The sequence below is a fragment of the Vibrio sp. QJM3NY_26 genome (assembly GCF_057786005.1).
This window is the reverse complement of sequence record NZ_CM173516.1, coordinates 1398284-1415334: the sequence shown is the minus strand read 5'-3', so window position 1 is coordinate 1415334 and position 17051 is coordinate 1398284. Positions and strand designations below refer to the sequence as shown.

The following is a 17051-nucleotide window of genomic DNA, read 5'->3' as shown; positions in this document are numbered from 1 at the left end:
TAAATGAGACTTTACTCACCACTTAAATCTCTTCGCAAAACAACTGTAGGTAACAACGCAAATTTAACACCTAAAATATTCTCTATTTATAAAATGACTCGCATTAATTTGTTTATAGCATGCAATGAGTCGACACTTATTTTGCACCAACAACTAATATTAATTTATTTCGGAAAGCTAAAAAATAATGTCTCAAAAATCAGAAATGTGACTCAGCGTTGGGAAAAAATTCGCGTCAAAACTAACCAAAAAGGGGGGATTTGCAGGCGATTTGGCTTTCTTTTTGGAATTCGCCCACCTTTTGATAACAAATGTGTTAGTATCTGCGGCTTTTTTGACGAACCTCACACTTCTATGCAAGTGTGGGAGAAATACATAGGCTTGAAAGAGCCAAATATAGCGAAGAAATAATGTCCAACTTGACGCAAGTCGCCAACGAAAACATCAACGCAGAAGCTACTTCTATCGATTTCAATAAAGCTCAATCTTTGGGTGAAAAACTGGAACTCGGAAACCCAGTATTTTGGCTTAGTGGGAGTTTTTTAACCCTCTTTGTCGTCCTTGCTTTCACCAACACCTCCGTGTTGTCCGAACTTGTTAACATCGGCTTTAGTTACTCAACTAAGTGGTTCGGTGCTTTCTGGCAAGTCCTACTACTACTCAACTTCATTATCGGCTTAGTGCTTGCACTAGGGCGCACAGGCCACGTTCGTTTAGGAACGCTTGCCCTCCCTGAAATGACCACCTTTAAATGGATGTCTATCGTCCTATGTACGCTGCTAGCCGGCGGTGGTGTGTTCTGGGCAGCGGCAGAGCCTATTGCTCACTTTGTTTCAGCTCCGCCTCTTTATGGCAACGCTGATCCACAAGCGATGGCGTTCAACGCCCTATCACAATCTTTCATGCACTGGGGTTTCCTTGCATGGGCAATCTTAGGCGGTTTGTCTTCCATCGTGTTAATGCACCTGCATTACGATAAAGGCCTTCCCCTTAAGCCTCGTACTCTTCTTTACCCAGTACTTGGCGACAAAGCAATCAACAGCTGGATCGGCAACGTAGTCGACGCGTGCAGCATCGTTGCAGTCGCTGCGGGTACTATCGGTCCTATCGGCTTCCTTGGTCTTCAAATCAGCTACGCACTGAGCGAACTGTTTGGTATTTCAGACACATTCGCAACGCAAAGCGTCGTGATCATTTTTGCTATTGCTATGTACACGCTGTCTGCATTGAGTGGCGTTAACAAAGGCATCCAACTGGTAAGCCGTTACAACATCATCTTATCAGTGTGCCTAATCGGCTATATTCTGTTAGTAGGCCCTACAAGCTTCATTATTGATGGCTACCTGCAAGGTATGGGCGAAATGGTCGATAACTTCATCCCAATGGCACTGTACCGCCAAGATACAGCGTGGCTAGGTGGTTGGACGGTATTCTTCTGGGGTTGGTTCTTAGGTTATGGTCCGATGATGGCAATCTTTATTGCTCGTATTTCACGTGGCCGTACCATTCGCCAAATGATCGTTTCTATCAGCATCGTTGCACCGCTAGTAACATGTTTTTGGTTCAGCATCGTTGGTGGTAGTGGTTTAGCGTTTGAATTAGAGAACCCAGGCGTAATTTCTAGCGCGTTCGAAGGCTTTAACCTTCCTGCTGTGCTATTGGCAATTACTGCTCAACTGCCGTTCCCTACTTTGATTGCGATTCTATTCCTGATCCTGACGACCACGTTCATCGTGACAACAGGTGACTCGATGACTTACACCATCAGTGTGGTAATGACAGGCACTACAGAGCCTAATGCAGCCGTACGTACCTTCTGGGGTATCATCATGGGTGCAGTAGCCATTGCACTTATCTCAATGGGCGCAGGCGGCATCTCTGCCCTACAGTCGTTCATTGTGATAACAGCCGTTCCTGTATCGTTCATCTTGTTACCATGTTTATGGCACGCACCGAAGATCGCGAAACAGATGGCCAGAGATCAAGGTCTCGTTTAATGCCTAATCCGATTTAGTTTCGGATAACGTAGAATACTAAAAAGCCACTCAAGTAATTCACCTGAGTGGCTTTGTTTTATCTGTTCGCTGTCGACTTTATTAGTACTGATGTCTAGCGATTGTATCTACCAATATTTCGGCTTATTGAAACTTTTCACCTGCAGCAACCATGAATGACATCTCAACCAATAGCTCAGGGTTAGCAAGTTCAGCTTTCACGCATGCACGGCTTGGCGCGCAGCCTTCAGGGAACCACGCTTCCCACACTTCATTTAACGCGTCAAAATTGGCAAAATCTGTTAAGTAAATCGTTACCGACAATACGCGAGATTTGTCACTGTCTACTAAACTCATCATTTCTTCAGCTTGATCAAAAATTTGCTGAACCTGACTCTTAATTCCTGCCGTTGTATCCGTCTCTGGTACCTCAACAAAACTTGCGATGCCATTAAATACAGTTACATCTGACCAACGTTTGGTCGGGTTAATTCTATGGATTTTCACGAGCAATTCTCTTCTTATAATTTGGATTTTCGTCTGCGTAATCTAATCCAAATTCCTAATATTGAAAACAAAAATTAGAAGGCTCTATCTCTCCAGTGAGATCATCATTCTGTTATGGACGGCGCTCAACTCGTGCCGACACCACAATTGAAGAGTCTGCCTTCCTCTCAACTTCAAAACAACCACCAGAGCTTGAAAGCTGGCGAACTGAAAGCTTGTCTTTCCCTAGCTTATCAAACCAATATGGAGCCAGTGAACATTGTGCCGAACCTGTTGCTAAATCCTCCGAAATACCGATTTTCGGCGCAAAATAGCGCAGAACATAACTGTCATCTGAGCTTTTGGCTGTCACCATCACTGCATGCAGATCTTTAATTTTTTTATACAATTCAAAGTCAGGCGAAAAATTCTTTACGGCTTCTTCTGATTCCAAAATCAGCACTAAATCTCTTGCAGAAAAAGCTTCGACAACAGATTGATTTAAAGCCGCCAAATCAATAGGAACATCGTGTAACTGCGAGTAAGGTTTACCCTTCCAGCTTGGCAACTCTATTTGAGACAAGCCTTCCTTTCTAGAAATCACGACCTGTCCATAATCACTATTTAAGGTAACCTCATTGAACTTATACTTTTCGATCAAACTAGTGCCTGCAGCCAAACTGCCGTGACCACAAAGGTTTATTTCACCATCTAAGGAGAACCAACGAATATCGAAATCATTCCCTGATTTCACGACGAAAGCAGTGATTGGCTGTGCGAGTTGATGCGTTACTACTAGTAATTCCGAGTCGGCTAACCATTGGCCAAGTTCTACGACCCCACAAGGGTTACCTTTCGCTGACTCCCCACCAAATACATCATATATAAGCGCTTTGATAACCTATCTCCTTATTCTGTCATCTAAAGCTCTCATTCAAAGCTCTAGTTTCTTTTTCTTTACACAAATCATTAGCATAGAGAACACTAAAAGTTGCCAAGCATTATGATTCATACAGAAAACTAATACTCTCATAGCGAAATTAATTTTGCACTAGTGCGGTCATATTCAGGGATTTTATTAAATGGAGTACTTTTATGCATGTTCAAACCTATGATTTAAAACAGAGTAATATCGGATACAACCTTGGTGTGATTGGCGTAGCATTAGTGCTAGCTTGGATTGGTATTTACAAATTTACACCAACTGAAGCGATGCTTATAGAACCCCTAATCACAAACCACCCAGCAATGAACTGGCTTTACAATCTGTTCTCAGTGCAAGCTGTGTCTAACATGGTGGGTGGTGCAGAGATCATCGTCGCGATTGGATTGATCGTTGGATTTAAGAAGCCGACAGTCGCATTCTATTCAGGCATTGCAGCAGCGGCTATCTTTGTTGTGACACTCAGCTTCCTGATTACAACGCCAAATGCTTGGAAAGTATCGGATGGCATCTTAGTCACTAACTTCTTCCTAGTGAAAGATATTCTATTTTTGGCGATCGCGATTAGCGTAATCGAACGTAACAAACCTCAGAAGTAACCGTAAATCTATAAGCGGCCGTAACTAGAAGTAACCTTAAACCTGAAACAAAAAGACTCGAAGCTGGCTAGAAGGACGCTGCCAGCTTCTAATGTATAAAGTTTTACTCTGCACTAGTATCGTGATTGAAGCATTGTCTCGTTACCAAGCCCCATTTTTCGTCCTGGTATTGATCTTCCACGTAATTACCTGAGGTGTAGTCGTTAACAACCTCTCTCCAGAACTTAACAGCGTGCTCTGCGCCCAGTACTTGCTTGATTTCCCAACTGCCTTTTAGATGTTCAAACAATTCACAGATAAACCGTTTCCCTACTTTGTTTTTCCGAAAATAAGGTACGACATAGAAATCGCAGATCTCAAACTCGTTTGGGGCTTTAGTTTCAATGGCTGTTAACGCCGCAGGGACACCATCAATGTAGAGTAAGTAACCTGTTACGGTATCACCAAGCGTCGGATAAATTTCAAACAAACCGTACTCGTCTGGTTTATCTCCGATGATCTTTGAAAACTCGGCGGCATAACCCTGATATAGATTCGCGTATACCTGCTGATTACCACTATAGACTGTCACAATGTTCATAAACTGTTCTCTATATTGTTTACTCTGCAATTCATGTGAGCGTATCTTTACGATCACTCATTATCTCAGTGATCGTAAAGGGAGTTACCGATATCAGACGACTATGCAATCAAAAACTCAAACTCTCTTGAAGCTTTCGTTGGTGACATCTCGATGACTTCGTATTTGGCTATACCTTCACGATGAAATGGGTCTTGAGTAAGAATCGCATCTAGTTGCTCTCTATTACTAAGCGTAGATAAGATAACTCCACCGGTTCTAGGGTTTTTACGCCCGGACAGCTGGAAAGACCCCAATTCATACTGCTCATTCAAAAATTTAACGTGTTCAGGAATGAAGCGGTCTACCTCTTCCAGCGGCACTTGGTATTCGAGAGAAACAATAAACATAATAATTCCTTATTTCAGAATATGAGTGATGTTGAGAAAATAATTTAAACAGATAACGCTTTACGGTAGTAATTGGCGTCTTGATTTTTCCCTTTGAATACAGCGTAGTTCTCTACATGATCAACTAACTCAAAACCTGTATTGGATAAGATTTTATTTGAGCCGACATTACCCACTAACGCGTAGGCATCAACATATTTAAGGGAGGAGTGCTCAGCCAAGTAGATAAGTAACGTCCTCACCGCATTAGACGCAATACCTTTAGAACCAAATGAGTACCCAACACGATATCCCAACTCTCCACTTTCACCATTCTTGTCGATATCACGTATGTTGATTCTCCCGCAGATAGTGCCATGGACATCTTTTATCAACATCGGGATCATCTCGCCATTGTCATACTCTCTTAGAAAGTTTGTAACTTGCTCGGCAACACCCGCATTAGAATAGAAGCTATCATCCCGAGCCGGAACAAATGCCTCAAACCACTCTCTGTTTTCGAGTTCAAACTCCAATAGATCACCGGCATCGTTTGAATGAAGTAAGTGTAAAAATACTTCCATAATTAACCCTCTAACATTTATCTAAACGCCACGCCTTGCGATTCATGCAGACAACCAGTTTTAAATTTACGGTAAGTCTCTTAGCTTCTTAGCTGGATTACCCGCATAAATACCTTTTTCGGTGATGTCTTTGGTCACAACGCTTCCCGCACCAATCACCACCCCTTCACAAATGCTGACAGACAACACTGTCGCGTTGGAACCAATGGTAACGTTATTTGCGATAACAGTGCGTCCCCAACTCTCTGGGTTTGGATCTGGTTTGCCATCTTTAAACAAGTCATTGGCAAACATCACCCCGTGCCCAACAAAGCAGTCACTTCCGATAGTCACATACTCGCAAATAAAGGTGTGAGATTGAATCTTACTCCTCTCGCCTATCACAGAGTTCTTTTGAATCTCGACAAAGGGGCCAACGAACACGTCATCTTTAAACTCACAACCATAAACGTTGCTCGGCTCGATGATGGTGACATTCTCACCACACGTAATATCAGTAATCTGCGCCTTTAACACTCTTGGACTGGCCATACTTCCTCTCGACATTAGCGTCACAATTCAACATAAGTGATTGTGCCGTAGCCATTTAAGCATAAGCAAGTTGGAGTAGAGAGAGTTGGCAGCGGATCAAACATTCTACGAGTCTGTTTAGTTTACTAAAATAACCCAACCAGCAAAACTGACAATAACACTCCACTGATAAAACTTGGGGCATGAAATGGGCGAGCTTTAGATTTTACGTACTCTTTATGAAGATCTTCTTGATAAGTTTTAACAGCGAGTTCTTTTACGTAGTTATTTTGCATAATAAGCTCCTTTTCAATGAGTAAGAGAAGCTTAAGACTTGAAGTTAGGTTGAGGTAAAGCAAAAATTCAAATTAATTGAACACTTTAGTTTTGTTACTCGAGGATTACTCTAAATACATCATTGTTCACGCCGCCAACATCCACTAATTCGCCCGGCTTCATAACAAGCGAAGCGTTTAGTTGTCGTGTTGAACGCGGCTCTTTCTTTTCTCGAATCACGAGTATATCGACGAAGTAGCCAGAATCTTGCTTACGTATTGCCCCTGAAAAAGTCACGCTTTCAACCCTATCCGCGAGCACTGAACTAAATGTTTTATCTTCTAAAACACCCGAAGAGATCGAAGTATCACCATAGAAAAGAGTGATAGTTTTTGGGTCAGGAGCTAACTCTGGATTGGATGAACAACCCATCAGAGTTAGGCACAGCATTAAAATAACTCGAAATTGCATAAACTGGTATTCTTACGTTAAGCGTCTGTTTTTCATATTAAAACACTTCGCATCAATAAACACCATATGTCGGGCAGAAGCTTGTTTAGAATGAACTGTATAGCAAGGCTTAATGATGGGGTTACGTCTTGGGATGGAGTTCGCGAATCAGAGAATCGGCTCTGGTTCCTTGTTAGGAATTAGAGCCTTAATGTAATTGCTTTTATCGAAGGGGTTCAATGGTTCTAAGCAACACCGTCTTGTGGAGGCGTGCCTTCACAGTTAGAAACGACTGCGTCAATTTGTACCAAAGCATTCATAGGAATTCCTGAAACCCCTACTACGGTTCTTGCCGGCAAATCAGCATTAAAGAATGTGGTGTAAATCTCGTTCACCGCATCAATATCTGAAATATCCTTAAGTTGAATATTAATTTTCACCGTGTCGTCCATGCTATGGTCAACACTTTCAATTATCGCCTTAATATTTTTTAAACATTGCTCAGCTTGTTCTTTTACCCCACCTGCAACAATTTTATTTGTTTTCGGGTCTAAAGGTAATTGGCCTGAAATATGATTGTAGTGAGAGAAAGCAACAGTATGCGAATAAGGCACGAATGGTGCAGCAGCAGTATTATTGGTTTCAATAACCAGTAAGCGAGTGTCTTCTGGTAATTGCGGCGGTGTACCGTCGCCATGTGAAACGGATGTATCAATTTGAATTAGAGCACCCATTGGTAATTCAGCGGCATTAACAACGGTACGAGCAGGAACATAGCTTGGGAAGAATTTAGCACATACTTCATTTACCACTTCCGCATCTGCGATATTTTTTACGTAGATAGTCGTTTTAACCACATCATTCATGACATGTCCGATGCTTTCTAAAATAGCTTTAATGTTTGATAGACATTGGGCCGTTTGCGCTTCGATACCACCATCAACCAACTCACCTGTGGTTACATCTATAGGTAACTGAGCTGAAAGGTTGTTGTAGTGAGAAAAAGCTGCGGTCTGTGTGGATACAGCACTTTGAGGCGCATTATCCGTATTTCTTGATACCTTAACTAGTGCGCAAGGTGCTTGTGGTTTAGTGCCTTCGCCGTTTGAAATAAGAGCATCCATTTGAACTAAAGCGTCACTGTTCGGTAGTGCAGCTACGCCCACGACTGTACGTGTCGGAAGGCTGTTGTGGAAGAAGCTTTTGTAAACTTCATCAATAGCGTCGATATCAGATATATTCTTAACGAAAACATTAATCTTCACGACATCATCCATAACATGGTCGATGCTTTCAACAATGGCCTTAATATTATTTAAGCATTGTGCTGCTTGGTCTTTAATATCACCAGTTACTATTTCACCTGTTTTAGGATCAACAGGTAATTGAGCAGAAAAGTTATTATAATGAGAAAAAGCGACCGTTTGTGTAGATACAGAATTAATTGGTGCATTTTCAGTATTTCTTGAAATCTTAATGATATCGCTACTCATCGGTATTATCCTTTTAATAAAATAGGCATACGTATTTATATTTAACAATCGTATTGGAAAGAATGATTAAAGTAGCGCCATGTTAAGTGAATTATTTTAGGGTAAACGTGATATCCATCAGACTCTCAGTTGACTATAAATCAGCAAGTTACAGAATAATTAGTCATCGAACGACTAATTATCCGTAACACTAGGCTTTATCAACTGCTAAATTCTCTTTAATTTTAAGTCTATTCAATAATCCTGAATACTCTCTCTGAGAATACGATGAGTAATTCCTAAATTTTAGATAATATTTGATAGGTTGTTCACACTAAAAGTCCTATAACTCTTTTACTAGCCTAATTATTGAGCTTACTCTCTTATATACGTGCATAAACTCTTAGGCTGTTTAACTAATTATTTTAGAGAGCTATTTTTATATAAATACGTTAATAATATACTCGACAATCAAATACCAACACACTGAAAATGCCCACAATTAGATACATTTACTCACTTAATTCAACAAGACAACTGTGTTCGTTCAAGGTATCCGATAAGTCGGCCTAGAAGTAGCCACTGTAATTTTCAAAACATTAACGACGAGCGCCTAAGAAGCTTGACCATTTGTCTTTTACTTCAGGCGTTAAATCTAGCGAGAATTCGTAGCCTAAATGGTTTTCACGTGTGACCTCAAAACCTAGATGCTTGTGAAACCGCACCGACAACTCATTAAGACGTAGGACATTACTCACTAACACAGTTGAGTGTTTGTTTTTTAGGTTATCGGCAATGGAGCGAAACAAAGAAAGGAAAGCCGCCTTACTACGATAGTTTGGGTGTACCACAAACATAGGTACAAACCACTGACCATCGCCTAAATCACGCAGTGTCGTATAACCAATTAACTTGTCGCCTCTACGATATTCAAAAAGTAACCCTTGCTCAATTGATTCAGCACGTGACGCCAAATAAACATCTCTTTCGATCGGAAACCCGGCTTCTTTAGAAATTGACTCCAACGTGAGCATATCTAGTTCCAAATACTCTTCCATTACTTCCTTGTTAACTAACATCTTATGGTGAACCTTTAAATATCATGGATGCACAAAACACACTTCAAGCTAAAAATTCCAAGCATTAAGTATCGTTGCGACGCATTTTTTCTGCTGTGACTCAAAGAAATTGAAGAACTAAGCAAGTAATAAAAGCAGGTAAGCCTGCAATAAATAACACTAGGCCTGTTTGATAATTCATTCGATAATGTTCTTGCTGGTCTGTATCAAAATCATGGCCTTCGACCATTTTGTAGACTTTATCTGTTATAGGGTCATCAAGACGTGTGGTCTTACTATGAACACCACCTTCCCACATTAACTTGGCTAGAACCCAAATGACGATAACCACGAAAAACAAGAAATCGACGATTCTTGTAGTGGCAAAGAAAGGAAAAAACTGAGATAAGGCTAGAACAACCAATGCTGCCGTCAAATTAATCAATGCTACTTTCTTCATTAAATCGAGCAAGAGAACTCCTAGAAAATGTCTGTAAATTAAGCTTTCCTGACGAGAGAAAAGCAACGACTAAACAGGTATTTATAAAATAAACACTTCTCGATCAACCAAAAGATATGCGTGATATCGCACAACATGAAATGCCGCACGTTTCGGGACATAGATATTGAGTAAAGACTAAACCGCTCTTGGAGTGGTGTTGAAGTGGCGCTTAAATTCGCGACTGAATTGGGATGGGCTGGAGTAGCCGACTCGGCGAGCAGCATCGCTGATGCGTAGGCCTTCTAGTTGAATCAATTCTTTGGCTTTGTTGAGCCTGACCTTCTTCAAGTATTGCAGCGGTGATTCGAACGTTACGTTACGAAAGGCGTTGTGGAACGCAGACACACTCATGTTGGCTTCGTCGGCAAGCGATTGAACAGTGATGGTTTGGTCGTACTCTTCATGCACTTTAGACAGCGCTTTAGCGACACGTGCATAGTGTCCGTCATGATGAGCTAAATCAAACAGCACACGCCCTTCTGAACCTGTTAATGCGCGGTAGACAATCTCCGTCACCATAGCATCTCCCAATATATTGGCTTCAATGTCACAATGTAGAGTTTTGACCAATCGAGTAAAGCTCTCCAGCATTTGCTCTTCCATCGGCGTGGACTCTAAGCCGCTAGAATTCTGTTTGTGCTTATTGCAGTAGCTCTCAAGAAAGCCTTGGTCTTCTAACTTTTTTACCAAGCTGTGCAAACGTTGAGAGTCAATGTTGATAGATAAACCAAGCAATGGTTCACCATTAACAGGCAAAGCCTCACACTCCAACGGCATTGGCACACCGACTACAAGGTAATCACCCGCGGCGTAAGTGACTGGGCGTTCGCCAATATAGATATTCTTTTTACCTTGCCCCAGCATTATGATGCCAGATTGGTAAGTAAAAGGCTGACGCTGATTGCCGCCGCTGCTTCTATATAACCACACGCCGTCAATTTCTGTTTCTCTGATCCCTTCAAGATCATCCCAACCTTTGTGTTCAACGTAAGACTGTAATAACTGCGCGAGTTCTTTCATAAGTGGCGACTTTCCATTCCAAGTGCTAAGAGTATGTAAGCTAAAGCAGAGGAAGAATATCAACTTTGTAGAAATAGGCAATTTATTTGGAGAAACAGCCCTTCATTACCCCGAATGACTGTACTAATATGCAAATATAGAAATTGAGCAATAAACCAAAATAACAAATTTAGCTTTACACAAGGAATCTCTAATGCAATTTACTTATGTTAACCCTACAGTTATCCACTTCGGCCAAGGCCAAATCAACGCTATCAGCCAAGCGGTTGATACTTCGAAGAAAGTACTAGTCATTTACGGTGGCGGTTCAATCAAAAGCAACGGTGTTTACGACCAAGTTGTCGCTTCTCTGAAGGATCACGCTTGGATTGAGTTCGCGGGTGTTGAAGCTAACCCAACGAAAGAGACGCTAGATAAAGCCGTCGCTCTTGTTAAAGAAGAAAACGTAGAGTTCATTATCGCTGTTGGCGGTGGTTCAGTAATCGACGGTTCTAAGTACGTTGCTGCGGCGGCTAAATACGACGGTGACGGTTGGGATATCCTAGCGGGCAAACACCAAGTAACTGAAGCTACTCCTATTGGTGCAGTACTGACACTTCCTGCGACAGGTTCTGAATCTAACATGGGTGCTGTAATCACTCGTAAAGAGACTCAAGAGAAACTGGCGTTCATGAACCCTGCAGTACAACCTAAGTTCGCGGTTATGGATCCAGACGTAATGAAGTCTCTTCCAGAGCGTCAATTGATCAACGGTCTAGTTGACGCATGGGTTCACGTGTGTGAGCAATACATCACGATGCCAACAGACGCGATGGTTCAAGACGGTTACGCAGAAACACTGCTTAAGAACCTACTTGTACTGGGTAAGCAATACGACGAGCGTGACAACGACGCATGGCGTGCAAACCTAATGTGGACTGCAAACCAAGCGCTTAACGGCCTGATTGGTACGGGCGTTCCTCAAGATTGGGCAACACATATGATTGGCCACGAATTCACAGCACTATGGCACGTAGACCACGCACGTTCTCTTGCGATTGTTCAACCTTCACTACTTCGTAATCAAATCGAAGCGAAGCGTGGCAAGCTAGAGCAAATGGGTCGTAACGTATTTGGCCTAGAAGCGGGTGCGGATTTAGCAGAGCGCACTATTGATGCAATCGAAGCCTTCTACCACAGCCTAGACGTTCCAACCATGTTCGACGGTTACGAAGCAACTAAAGCGGCAGCAATCGACAACGTTGTTGCTCAGCTTGAATCTCACGGTTACCTAGAGCTTGGCGAGAACAAAGCAATCACGCCTCAGAAAACACGCGAGATTCTAGAGTCTGCGATTCAATAACGGTCAAAATTAGAGCAAGGAAGACAAGGTTCTAAAGAAAATCACCATAATCTAAAAATTTATTCCGTGAAACTGAACCAAATTCTTTGCCTTTGCGTATATCCTCAAGCAGCGTCCAAATCAGGCGCTGCTTTTTAATTTGCCCTACAAGATGCTATTAAATTCTCATAAGTCCTTAATTTTATGTGCATTCAGATTTCTATATTGGTAAGGTAAACCTGTCTCTTTACTAGGTATGAACAACGATTTGAACAATCTCAAGGAAATGGTTAAGTTTAAGTCACTTAACAAGTGGTATGGTGATTTTCATGCCCTAAAGGATATCGATTTAAATATTGAACAAGGAGAGATAGTGGTGATTTGCGGGCCATCAGGTTCGGGTAAATCAACCTTAATCCGTTGTATCAATCAGCTAGAACCTTTCGAAAGTGGCGAGCTTTGCGTGTTAGAACAAGTGCTTCCGAGTAAATTCAACACACCTGGTCAAGTCGGAATGGTGTTTCAGCACTTTCATTTGTTCCCCCATCTTACCGTGCTTGAGAACCTAACTCTGTCGCCGATTCGTACGCTTAAAAAAAGCAAACAAGAAGCCGAGAAGATTGCAATGCACTATCTCGAACGCGTACACATTGCAGAACAAGCCAACAAATACCCTGTACAACTTTCTGGTGGCCAACAACAACGAGTGGCTATCGCACGTTCACTGTGCATGAAGCCTGAATTGCTGCTTTTTGATGAACCAACTTCAGCGCTTGATCCGGAGATGATCAACGAAGTGCTCGACGTGATGGTTGAACTGGCGAGCGAAGGTATCACCATGGTGTGTGTGACCCACGAAATGGGCTTTGCGAAACAAGTGGCCGACCGCGTTATCTTCATGGATGAAGGACAAATTGTGGAATCCAATACGCCTCAAGCGCTTTTTGAAAACCCGCAACATGAACGTACTCAAGCGTTCCTAAATCAAATCCTGACCTATTGATGTTGATTCGAATTATTAAACCCGCCCTATCCGCTTTGGTACAAATTATTGTGCTCGTGGTTTCGGTTGTCTGGATCCTCGATTCTGGCGCACAAACCATGGGATACACCTGGCAATGGGAGCGCGTCCCGGACTATATTGCTTTCTATGAAGATGGTGAATGGTGGCCAGCAGAGCTGATTGAAGGGCTACTGGTTACCATCAATATCTCTTTGATTTCTTTGGTCGCTACGTTGATCATTGGTTTAACGACAGCGCTATTGAGAAACTCAAACTCTGTAGTCGGACGCACCTTAGCCACCAGCTATGTTGAGTTGATTCGTAACACGCCGTTATTGGTACAGATTTATTTGCTCTATTTTGTATTTGGCCCCGTATTAGGGCTGGATCGCTTTAGCACTGCCGTTTTAGCCTTGGCACTTTTCCAAGGTGCTTACACCGCCGAGATATTCCGTGCCGGTTTAAATGGTATTGCGAGAGGACAATTTGAAGCAGCTCAATCCTTGGGCTTATCAAAGACCTATACTTACTGGGATGTGATTCTTCCTCAGGTGGTGCAACGCACCTTGCCACCTTTGACCAATGAAGTAATCTCTCTTATTAAAAACTCTTCGATTGTGAGTGTCATGGCTATTTTTGACCTGACGACAGAAGCCAGAAACATTGTTTCTGAAACCGCGATGCCATTTGAGATCTGGTTCTCTGTGGCGATCATTTATCTTGCTCTTACACTTTCACTTTCTGCCGTTGCTGCTTGGCTTGAGCATAAGCTCGGGGCTAACTGGCGAACACAATAAGGATTTATCAGCATGAAGCTATTTAAAACCGCGATTACAGCCCTACTTGCGCTTGCCGTAAGTTTGCCTGCACTTGCTTCTGAAACGCCTAACCTCGATAAAATCAACGAACGTGGCTCACTGCGCGTTGGTATGTCGACATTTGTTCCTTGGGCGATGCGTAACAAACAAGGCGATCTCGTTGGCTTTGAAATCGACGTGGCGAAACGCCTTGCCGAAGATTCTGGTTGGAAAGTCGAATTTGTACCTACGGCATGGGACGGCATCATCCCTTCTCTACTATCGAAGAAATTTGATGTGATCATCGGCGGTATGTCTATTACTGAAGCTCGTGCCAAAAGCGTACTGTTCACTGAACCTTACTCGCACTCTGGTGTTCAACTGGCGGCTAATAAAGAGCTAGCGGAAGGTTTTACTCAGATCTCTGATTTTGATTCTCGCCGTGTGAAAATTGCAGCACGTCGTGGCGCTTTCACTGTTCAAGTCGCTCGTGAAACCTTCCCGAAAGCAAAAGTACTTCAGTTCGATGACGATGCTCAAGCATTCCAAGAAGTGTTGAACGGCAACGCACACGCGGTTATTGCGTCTAGCCCGAAACCAGAACACGAAACGATCAAAAACGCGGACACGCTATTTATTCCATTTGAAGAGCGTCTATCAAAAGGTAACGAAGCATTTGCAGTTCGCCTAGGCGAAACTGACAAGGCAGAATTCTTCAACGAATGGATCAAAGCACGTACTGAAGACGGTTGGTTGAAAGAGCGTTACGAGTACTGGTTCTCTACTCTAGATTGGCAAGACCAGATTGCTCAAGGTCAGTAATCAGAACTTTTGCTAGTGAATCGAGGCAGTGCGTTGTCTGCACTGCCTTCTCATCGGCAACTTGATTCGCTTTATTGATGATCTAAAACTTAACAAAACAGCCTACTAATTATTATTGTTTAAACAGGAATGACGTGAGTAGTACTAGCGCATTGACAACACCTAAACCCAACGTTCATATGAAGCCTTGGTATCAACGCCTTAACCTTTTGGATGGCGTGTTACTCGCTGTCATGTGTGTATTCTCAGGCTGGCTTTATTATCGTTCGGCTGTTGGTATTAATTACCAGTGGCGCTGGGAAGATGCGTTTACACTAATTTTTATTCCACCTTCTCAAGGCAGTATTCCCTATTTTTTCCAAGGCTTGATCGCAACGCTGCGCTTAAGTTTATGGAGTATGGTGTTAGCACTCTCTTTTGGCACATTGTTAGGTGTGGCAAGGCACTCAAAGATCGCTTTTTTCAAAACACCGGCACTGATTTTCATTCAGTTGGTTCGTAATATTCCGCCACTGGTGTTTGTCTTCATATTCTATTTCTTCGTTTCTAACCAACTGATTCCATTACTTGGTTTAGAAAGTATCTTGCGTGAACACAATGGCGAGATTAACGCTGTTCAAGATTTCCTGTTCGGCCCAGCTAACCTTTGGGAAAACTTGGCGTCTGGTGTTATCTGTATTGGCTTGCTCTCTTCTGCTTATATTGCTGAAGTGATTAGAGCTGGCTTAGAAGGTATTCCTAAAGGCCAATGGGAAGCGGCCGATTCACTCGGTCTGTCTGCATTGTCTAAGTATCGATTTGTGGTCGGTCCACAGGTATTAACGGCTATCACACCGCCTTTGGCTGGCCAAGCAATCTCCTTGGTTAAAGACACGTCAATTGTGTCTCTGATTTCGATCCAAGAGATGACGTTTGTTGGCACTGAGATGGCAAACTCCTCAGGTTTGATCTTTGAGATCTGGCTGATTGTAGGCTTCGTATATTTTGCTTTGTGCTTTGCACTTTCGCGTCTGTTCAAAGTGATTGAGCAACGTTCTAGTGCTTACCTTAACCACCAGTAACGTCATTAATCAAAAGTACCAAATCGCCCGACCATTCATTGCCCTTATCAATTTTACCTGATTGGTTTAAACTATTGACCAATCAGGATTTATCCCTTCATATTTCTTCTTAGAAACACAGCAAAATGCTCGCCTAATCACTATACTTAACGTACCGAACTACGTTGATTCATCTCAAGGACATTGCTCAACATGGACAATCATAAAGAAAGAGCTTTTTACGCCGTTGTTGGCGCATTGGTTGGAGACGCAGCTTCAATGGGGCTGCACTGGCTGTATGACCAAGAGAGGATCTTACACGTGGCTGGTTTTGAGCCTGAATTTCGCTCACCGAATCGGTTCGATTATCAAGACAAAGGCTACTTTGCGCACCAAGGTAAAACCGCAGGTGAGCAATCGCAATATGGTGCTCAGTTACTGGCGATGGTCGACAGCTTAGTCGACAACCAAAAATACGATGAAGCGAACTATATTCAACATTTCCGCTTCTGGTTTGATTTTGGCGGCAGTTGGCAAGGCTACATTGATAAAGCGACGCGCATGAGCTTGCTGAACATCCATCAATTAGAACTAGAGGACGCCCCGATTACTGCCTGTGGCGCAGACGATACGCAACTTCCCGCAGTCTCAAAGATCATCCCATTGGTGGCGTGTACTTACACCTCTCACACTTTGCCAGCCATGGTAGAGAGTGCGGTGCGAGTCACTAACAATAACGACAAAGCAGTGGAGTGGGCGCAAGCCATCACCCTATTGGTTCAAGCGGCAATTCAAGGCAACTCGCCATTGCAGTCAGTAGAAATGGTGCGACAAACCTGTAGCAAGTTTGTACACGACCAAATCGACATGGCTTTGGCTGATCCCGAACTTTCAATAACAGATGCCGCGAAGAAGTTCGGATTGCATTGTGAACTGAGTGCCGCATTTCCCTTGCTGATTCGCATCATTGCGGGTGCTCAGAGCTTTAAACAAGGTATTCGAGATAACATCTTATGTGGTGGTGACAGCTGCGGGCGTGCAATTGTGATTGGCGCTGTATTAGCGGCGTGTTTCTACGAAGAAGATGGCGAAATTCCAACCGAATGGCTAAAACAAGTCGAACTCAATGGCGGTGTATTGTCTTTGCCTATTGAGTGATTTGCCGCAATAACGAACAAGGCAAAAGCGCCTTTCTTGCTCAAGAGCTCGAAAGGCGCTTTTCTTTT

At 42.8% G+C, this 17051-nt stretch carries 21 protein-coding genes; 9 read left to right on the top strand and 12 right to left on the bottom strand.

What is annotated here, in order from left to right; genetic code table 11:
• The first annotated feature begins 3 nt into the window (after positions 1-3).
• Both AC3CH4_RS21555 and AC3CH4_RS21550 read left to right on the top strand, forming a co-directional pair.
• The gene (locus AC3CH4_RS21555) at positions 4-411 is read left to right on the top strand and encodes a hypothetical protein (RefSeq protein WP_488543788.1); all 408 of its coding nucleotides are present in this window, start codon (positions 4-6) and stop codon (positions 409-411) included.
• Positions 411-1997, top strand: a complete 1587-nt coding sequence (locus AC3CH4_RS21550) for a BCCT family transporter (protein WP_017076096.1) — start codon at positions 411-413, stop codon at positions 1995-1997. The genes AC3CH4_RS21555 and AC3CH4_RS21550 overlap by 1 nt, the downstream gene beginning before the upstream one ends.
• 141 nt (positions 1998-2138) lie before the next feature.
• Here AC3CH4_RS21550 and AC3CH4_RS21545 read toward each other — a convergent pair whose 3' ends face one another.
• Entirely contained in the window at positions 2139-2501 is a 363-nt protein-coding gene (locus tag AC3CH4_RS21545; protein WP_060981198.1) for a RidA family protein, read from the bottom strand.
• 112 nt (positions 2502-2613) lie between these two features.
• Entirely contained in the window at positions 2614-3378 is a 765-nt protein-coding gene (locus tag AC3CH4_RS21540; protein WP_488544345.1) for a PhzF family phenazine biosynthesis protein, read from the bottom strand.
• 197 nt (positions 3379-3575) lie between these two features.
• On the opposite strand from AC3CH4_RS21540, the gene AC3CH4_RS21535 reads away from it, so the two are divergent.
• Complete coding sequence (locus AC3CH4_RS21535) at positions 3576-4022, top strand: DUF417 family protein (protein WP_488543787.1); 447 nt, start codon at positions 3576-3578, stop codon at positions 4020-4022.
• A 103-nt stretch (positions 4023-4125) separates the two neighbouring features.
• On the opposite strand, the gene AC3CH4_RS21530 is transcribed toward AC3CH4_RS21535, so the two are convergent.
• The 10 genes from AC3CH4_RS21530 to AC3CH4_RS21485 form a co-directional block, all read right to left on the bottom strand.
• A complete protein-coding gene (locus AC3CH4_RS21530; protein ID WP_488543786.1) occupies positions 4126-4602 on the bottom strand; it encodes a GNAT family N-acetyltransferase in 477 nt (158 codons plus the stop codon).
• A 101-nt stretch (positions 4603-4703) separates the two neighbouring features.
• The gene (locus AC3CH4_RS21525; RefSeq protein WP_488543785.1) at positions 4704-4991 is read right to left on the bottom strand and encodes a YciI family protein; all 288 of its coding nucleotides are present in this window, start codon (positions 4989-4991) and stop codon (positions 4704-4706) included.
• A 44-nt stretch (positions 4992-5035) separates the two neighbouring features.
• Positions 5036-5554 carry a GNAT family N-acetyltransferase gene (locus AC3CH4_RS21520; RefSeq protein WP_488543784.1) on the bottom strand — a complete coding sequence of 173 codons (519 nt, stop codon included), beginning with the start codon at positions 5552-5554 and terminating at the stop codon, positions 5036-5038.
• A gap of 66 nt (positions 5555-5620) precedes the next feature.
• A complete protein-coding gene (locus AC3CH4_RS21515) occupies positions 5621-6085 on the bottom strand; it encodes an acyltransferase (protein WP_488543783.1) in 465 nt (154 codons plus the stop codon).
• A 125-nt stretch (positions 6086-6210) separates the two neighbouring features.
• Positions 6211-6360 (bottom strand): hypothetical protein, encoded by a 150-nt coding sequence (locus tag AC3CH4_RS21510; protein WP_473578351.1) that lies wholly within the window; start codon positions 6358-6360, stop codon positions 6211-6213.
• Positions 6361-6454: 94 nt separating this feature from the next.
• On the bottom strand, positions 6455-6811 hold the full coding sequence (locus tag AC3CH4_RS21505; protein ID WP_488543782.1) for a hypothetical protein: 357 nt from the start codon (positions 6809-6811) through the stop codon (positions 6455-6457).
• Between the two features lie 224 nt (positions 6812-7035).
• Positions 7036-8283, bottom strand: a complete 1248-nt coding sequence (locus tag AC3CH4_RS21500; RefSeq protein ID WP_488543781.1) for a RidA family protein — start codon at positions 8281-8283, stop codon at positions 7036-7038.
• 578 nt (positions 8284-8861) lie between these two features.
• Positions 8862-9341: a GNAT family N-acetyltransferase gene (locus AC3CH4_RS21495; RefSeq protein ID WP_488543780.1), complete on the bottom strand. Its 480-nt coding sequence runs from the start codon at positions 9339-9341 to the stop codon at positions 8862-8864.
• A gap of 100 nt (positions 9342-9441) precedes the next feature.
• Positions 9442-9792 carry a hypothetical protein gene (locus AC3CH4_RS21490; protein WP_488543779.1) on the bottom strand — a complete coding sequence of 117 codons (351 nt, stop codon included), beginning with the start codon at positions 9790-9792 and terminating at the stop codon, positions 9442-9444.
• A 165-nt stretch (positions 9793-9957) separates the two neighbouring features.
• Positions 9958-10842: an AraC family transcriptional regulator gene (locus AC3CH4_RS21485; RefSeq protein WP_171308950.1), complete on the bottom strand. Its 885-nt coding sequence runs from the start codon at positions 10840-10842 to the stop codon at positions 9958-9960.
• Positions 10843-11035: 193 nt separating this feature from the next.
• Between AC3CH4_RS21485 and AC3CH4_RS21480 the strand changes: the two genes are divergently transcribed.
• The 6 genes from AC3CH4_RS21480 (at position 11036) to AC3CH4_RS21455 (ending at position 16983) form a co-directional block, all read left to right on the top strand.
• Positions 11036-12184 carry an iron-containing alcohol dehydrogenase gene (locus AC3CH4_RS21480; RefSeq protein WP_372243704.1) on the top strand — a complete coding sequence of 383 codons (1149 nt, stop codon included), beginning with the start codon at positions 11036-11038 and terminating at the stop codon, positions 12182-12184.
• 235 nt (positions 12185-12419) lie between these two features.
• On the top strand, positions 12420-13166 hold the full coding sequence (locus AC3CH4_RS21475) for an amino acid ABC transporter ATP-binding protein (RefSeq protein WP_019350835.1): 747 nt from the start codon (positions 12420-12422) through the stop codon (positions 13164-13166).
• Positions 13166-13963, top strand: a complete 798-nt coding sequence (locus AC3CH4_RS21470; RefSeq protein WP_488543778.1) for an amino acid ABC transporter permease — start codon at positions 13166-13168, stop codon at positions 13961-13963. The genes AC3CH4_RS21475 and AC3CH4_RS21470 overlap by 1 nt, the downstream gene beginning before the upstream one ends.
• A 12-nt stretch (positions 13964-13975) precedes the next feature.
• Positions 13976-14785 (top strand): transporter substrate-binding domain-containing protein, encoded by an 810-nt coding sequence (locus tag AC3CH4_RS21465; RefSeq protein ID WP_012600468.1) that lies wholly within the window; start codon positions 13976-13978, stop codon positions 14783-14785.
• Between the two features lie 134 nt (positions 14786-14919).
• Positions 14920-15846, top strand: a complete 927-nt coding sequence (locus AC3CH4_RS21460; RefSeq protein WP_017085584.1) for an amino acid ABC transporter permease — start codon at positions 14920-14922, stop codon at positions 15844-15846.
• A gap of 192 nt (positions 15847-16038) precedes the next feature.
• Entirely contained in the window at positions 16039-16983 is a 945-nt protein-coding gene (locus AC3CH4_RS21455) for an ADP-ribosylglycohydrolase family protein (protein ID WP_488543777.1), read from the top strand.
• Positions 16984-17051: the final 68 nt, after the last annotated feature.

Coding starts and splice junctions, on each gene's coding strand:
- AC3CH4_RS21455 (WP_488543777.1), top strand. CDS start 16,039: ATGGACAATCATAAAGAAAGAGCTTTTTACGCCGTTGTTGGCGCATTG.
- AC3CH4_RS21520 (WP_488543784.1), bottom strand. CDS start 5,554: ATGGAAGTATTTTTACACTTACTTCATTCAAACGATGCCGGTGATCTA.
- AC3CH4_RS21500 (WP_488543781.1), bottom strand. CDS start 8,283: ATGAGTAGCGATATCATTAAGATTTCAAGAAATACTGAAAATGCACCA.
- AC3CH4_RS21525 (WP_488543785.1), bottom strand. CDS start 4,991: ATGTTTATTGTTTCTCTCGAATACCAAGTGCCGCTGGAAGAGGTAGAC.
- AC3CH4_RS21535 (WP_488543787.1), top strand. CDS start 3,576: ATGCATGTTCAAACCTATGATTTAAAACAGAGTAATATCGGATACAAC.
- AC3CH4_RS21550 (WP_017076096.1), top strand. CDS start 411: ATGTCCAACTTGACGCAAGTCGCCAACGAAAACATCAACGCAGAAGCT.
- AC3CH4_RS21555 (WP_488543788.1), top strand. CDS start 4: ATGAGACTTTACTCACCACTTAAATCTCTTCGCAAAACAACTGTAGGT.
- AC3CH4_RS21510 (WP_473578351.1), bottom strand. CDS start 6,360: ATGCAAAATAACTACGTAAAAGAACTCGCTGTTAAAACTTATCAAGAA.
- AC3CH4_RS21465 (WP_012600468.1), top strand. CDS start 13,976: ATGAAGCTATTTAAAACCGCGATTACAGCCCTACTTGCGCTTGCCGTA.
- AC3CH4_RS21495 (WP_488543780.1), bottom strand. CDS start 9,341: ATGTTAGTTAACAAGGAAGTAATGGAAGAGTATTTGGAACTAGATATG.
- AC3CH4_RS21480 (WP_372243704.1), top strand. CDS start 11,036: ATGCAATTTACTTATGTTAACCCTACAGTTATCCACTTCGGCCAAGGC.
- AC3CH4_RS21485 (WP_171308950.1), bottom strand. CDS start 10,842: ATGAAAGAACTCGCGCAGTTATTACAGTCTTACGTTGAACACAAAGGT.
- AC3CH4_RS21470 (WP_488543778.1), top strand. CDS start 13,166: ATGTTGATTCGAATTATTAAACCCGCCCTATCCGCTTTGGTACAAATT.
- AC3CH4_RS21475 (WP_019350835.1), top strand. CDS start 12,420: ATGAACAACGATTTGAACAATCTCAAGGAAATGGTTAAGTTTAAGTCA.
- AC3CH4_RS21505 (WP_488543782.1), bottom strand. CDS start 6,811: ATGCAATTTCGAGTTATTTTAATGCTGTGCCTAACTCTGATGGGTTGT.
- AC3CH4_RS21515 (WP_488543783.1), bottom strand. CDS start 6,085: ATGGCCAGTCCAAGAGTGTTAAAGGCGCAGATTACTGATATTACGTGT.
- AC3CH4_RS21530 (WP_488543786.1), bottom strand. CDS start 4,602: ATGAACATTGTGACAGTCTATAGTGGTAATCAGCAGGTATACGCGAAT.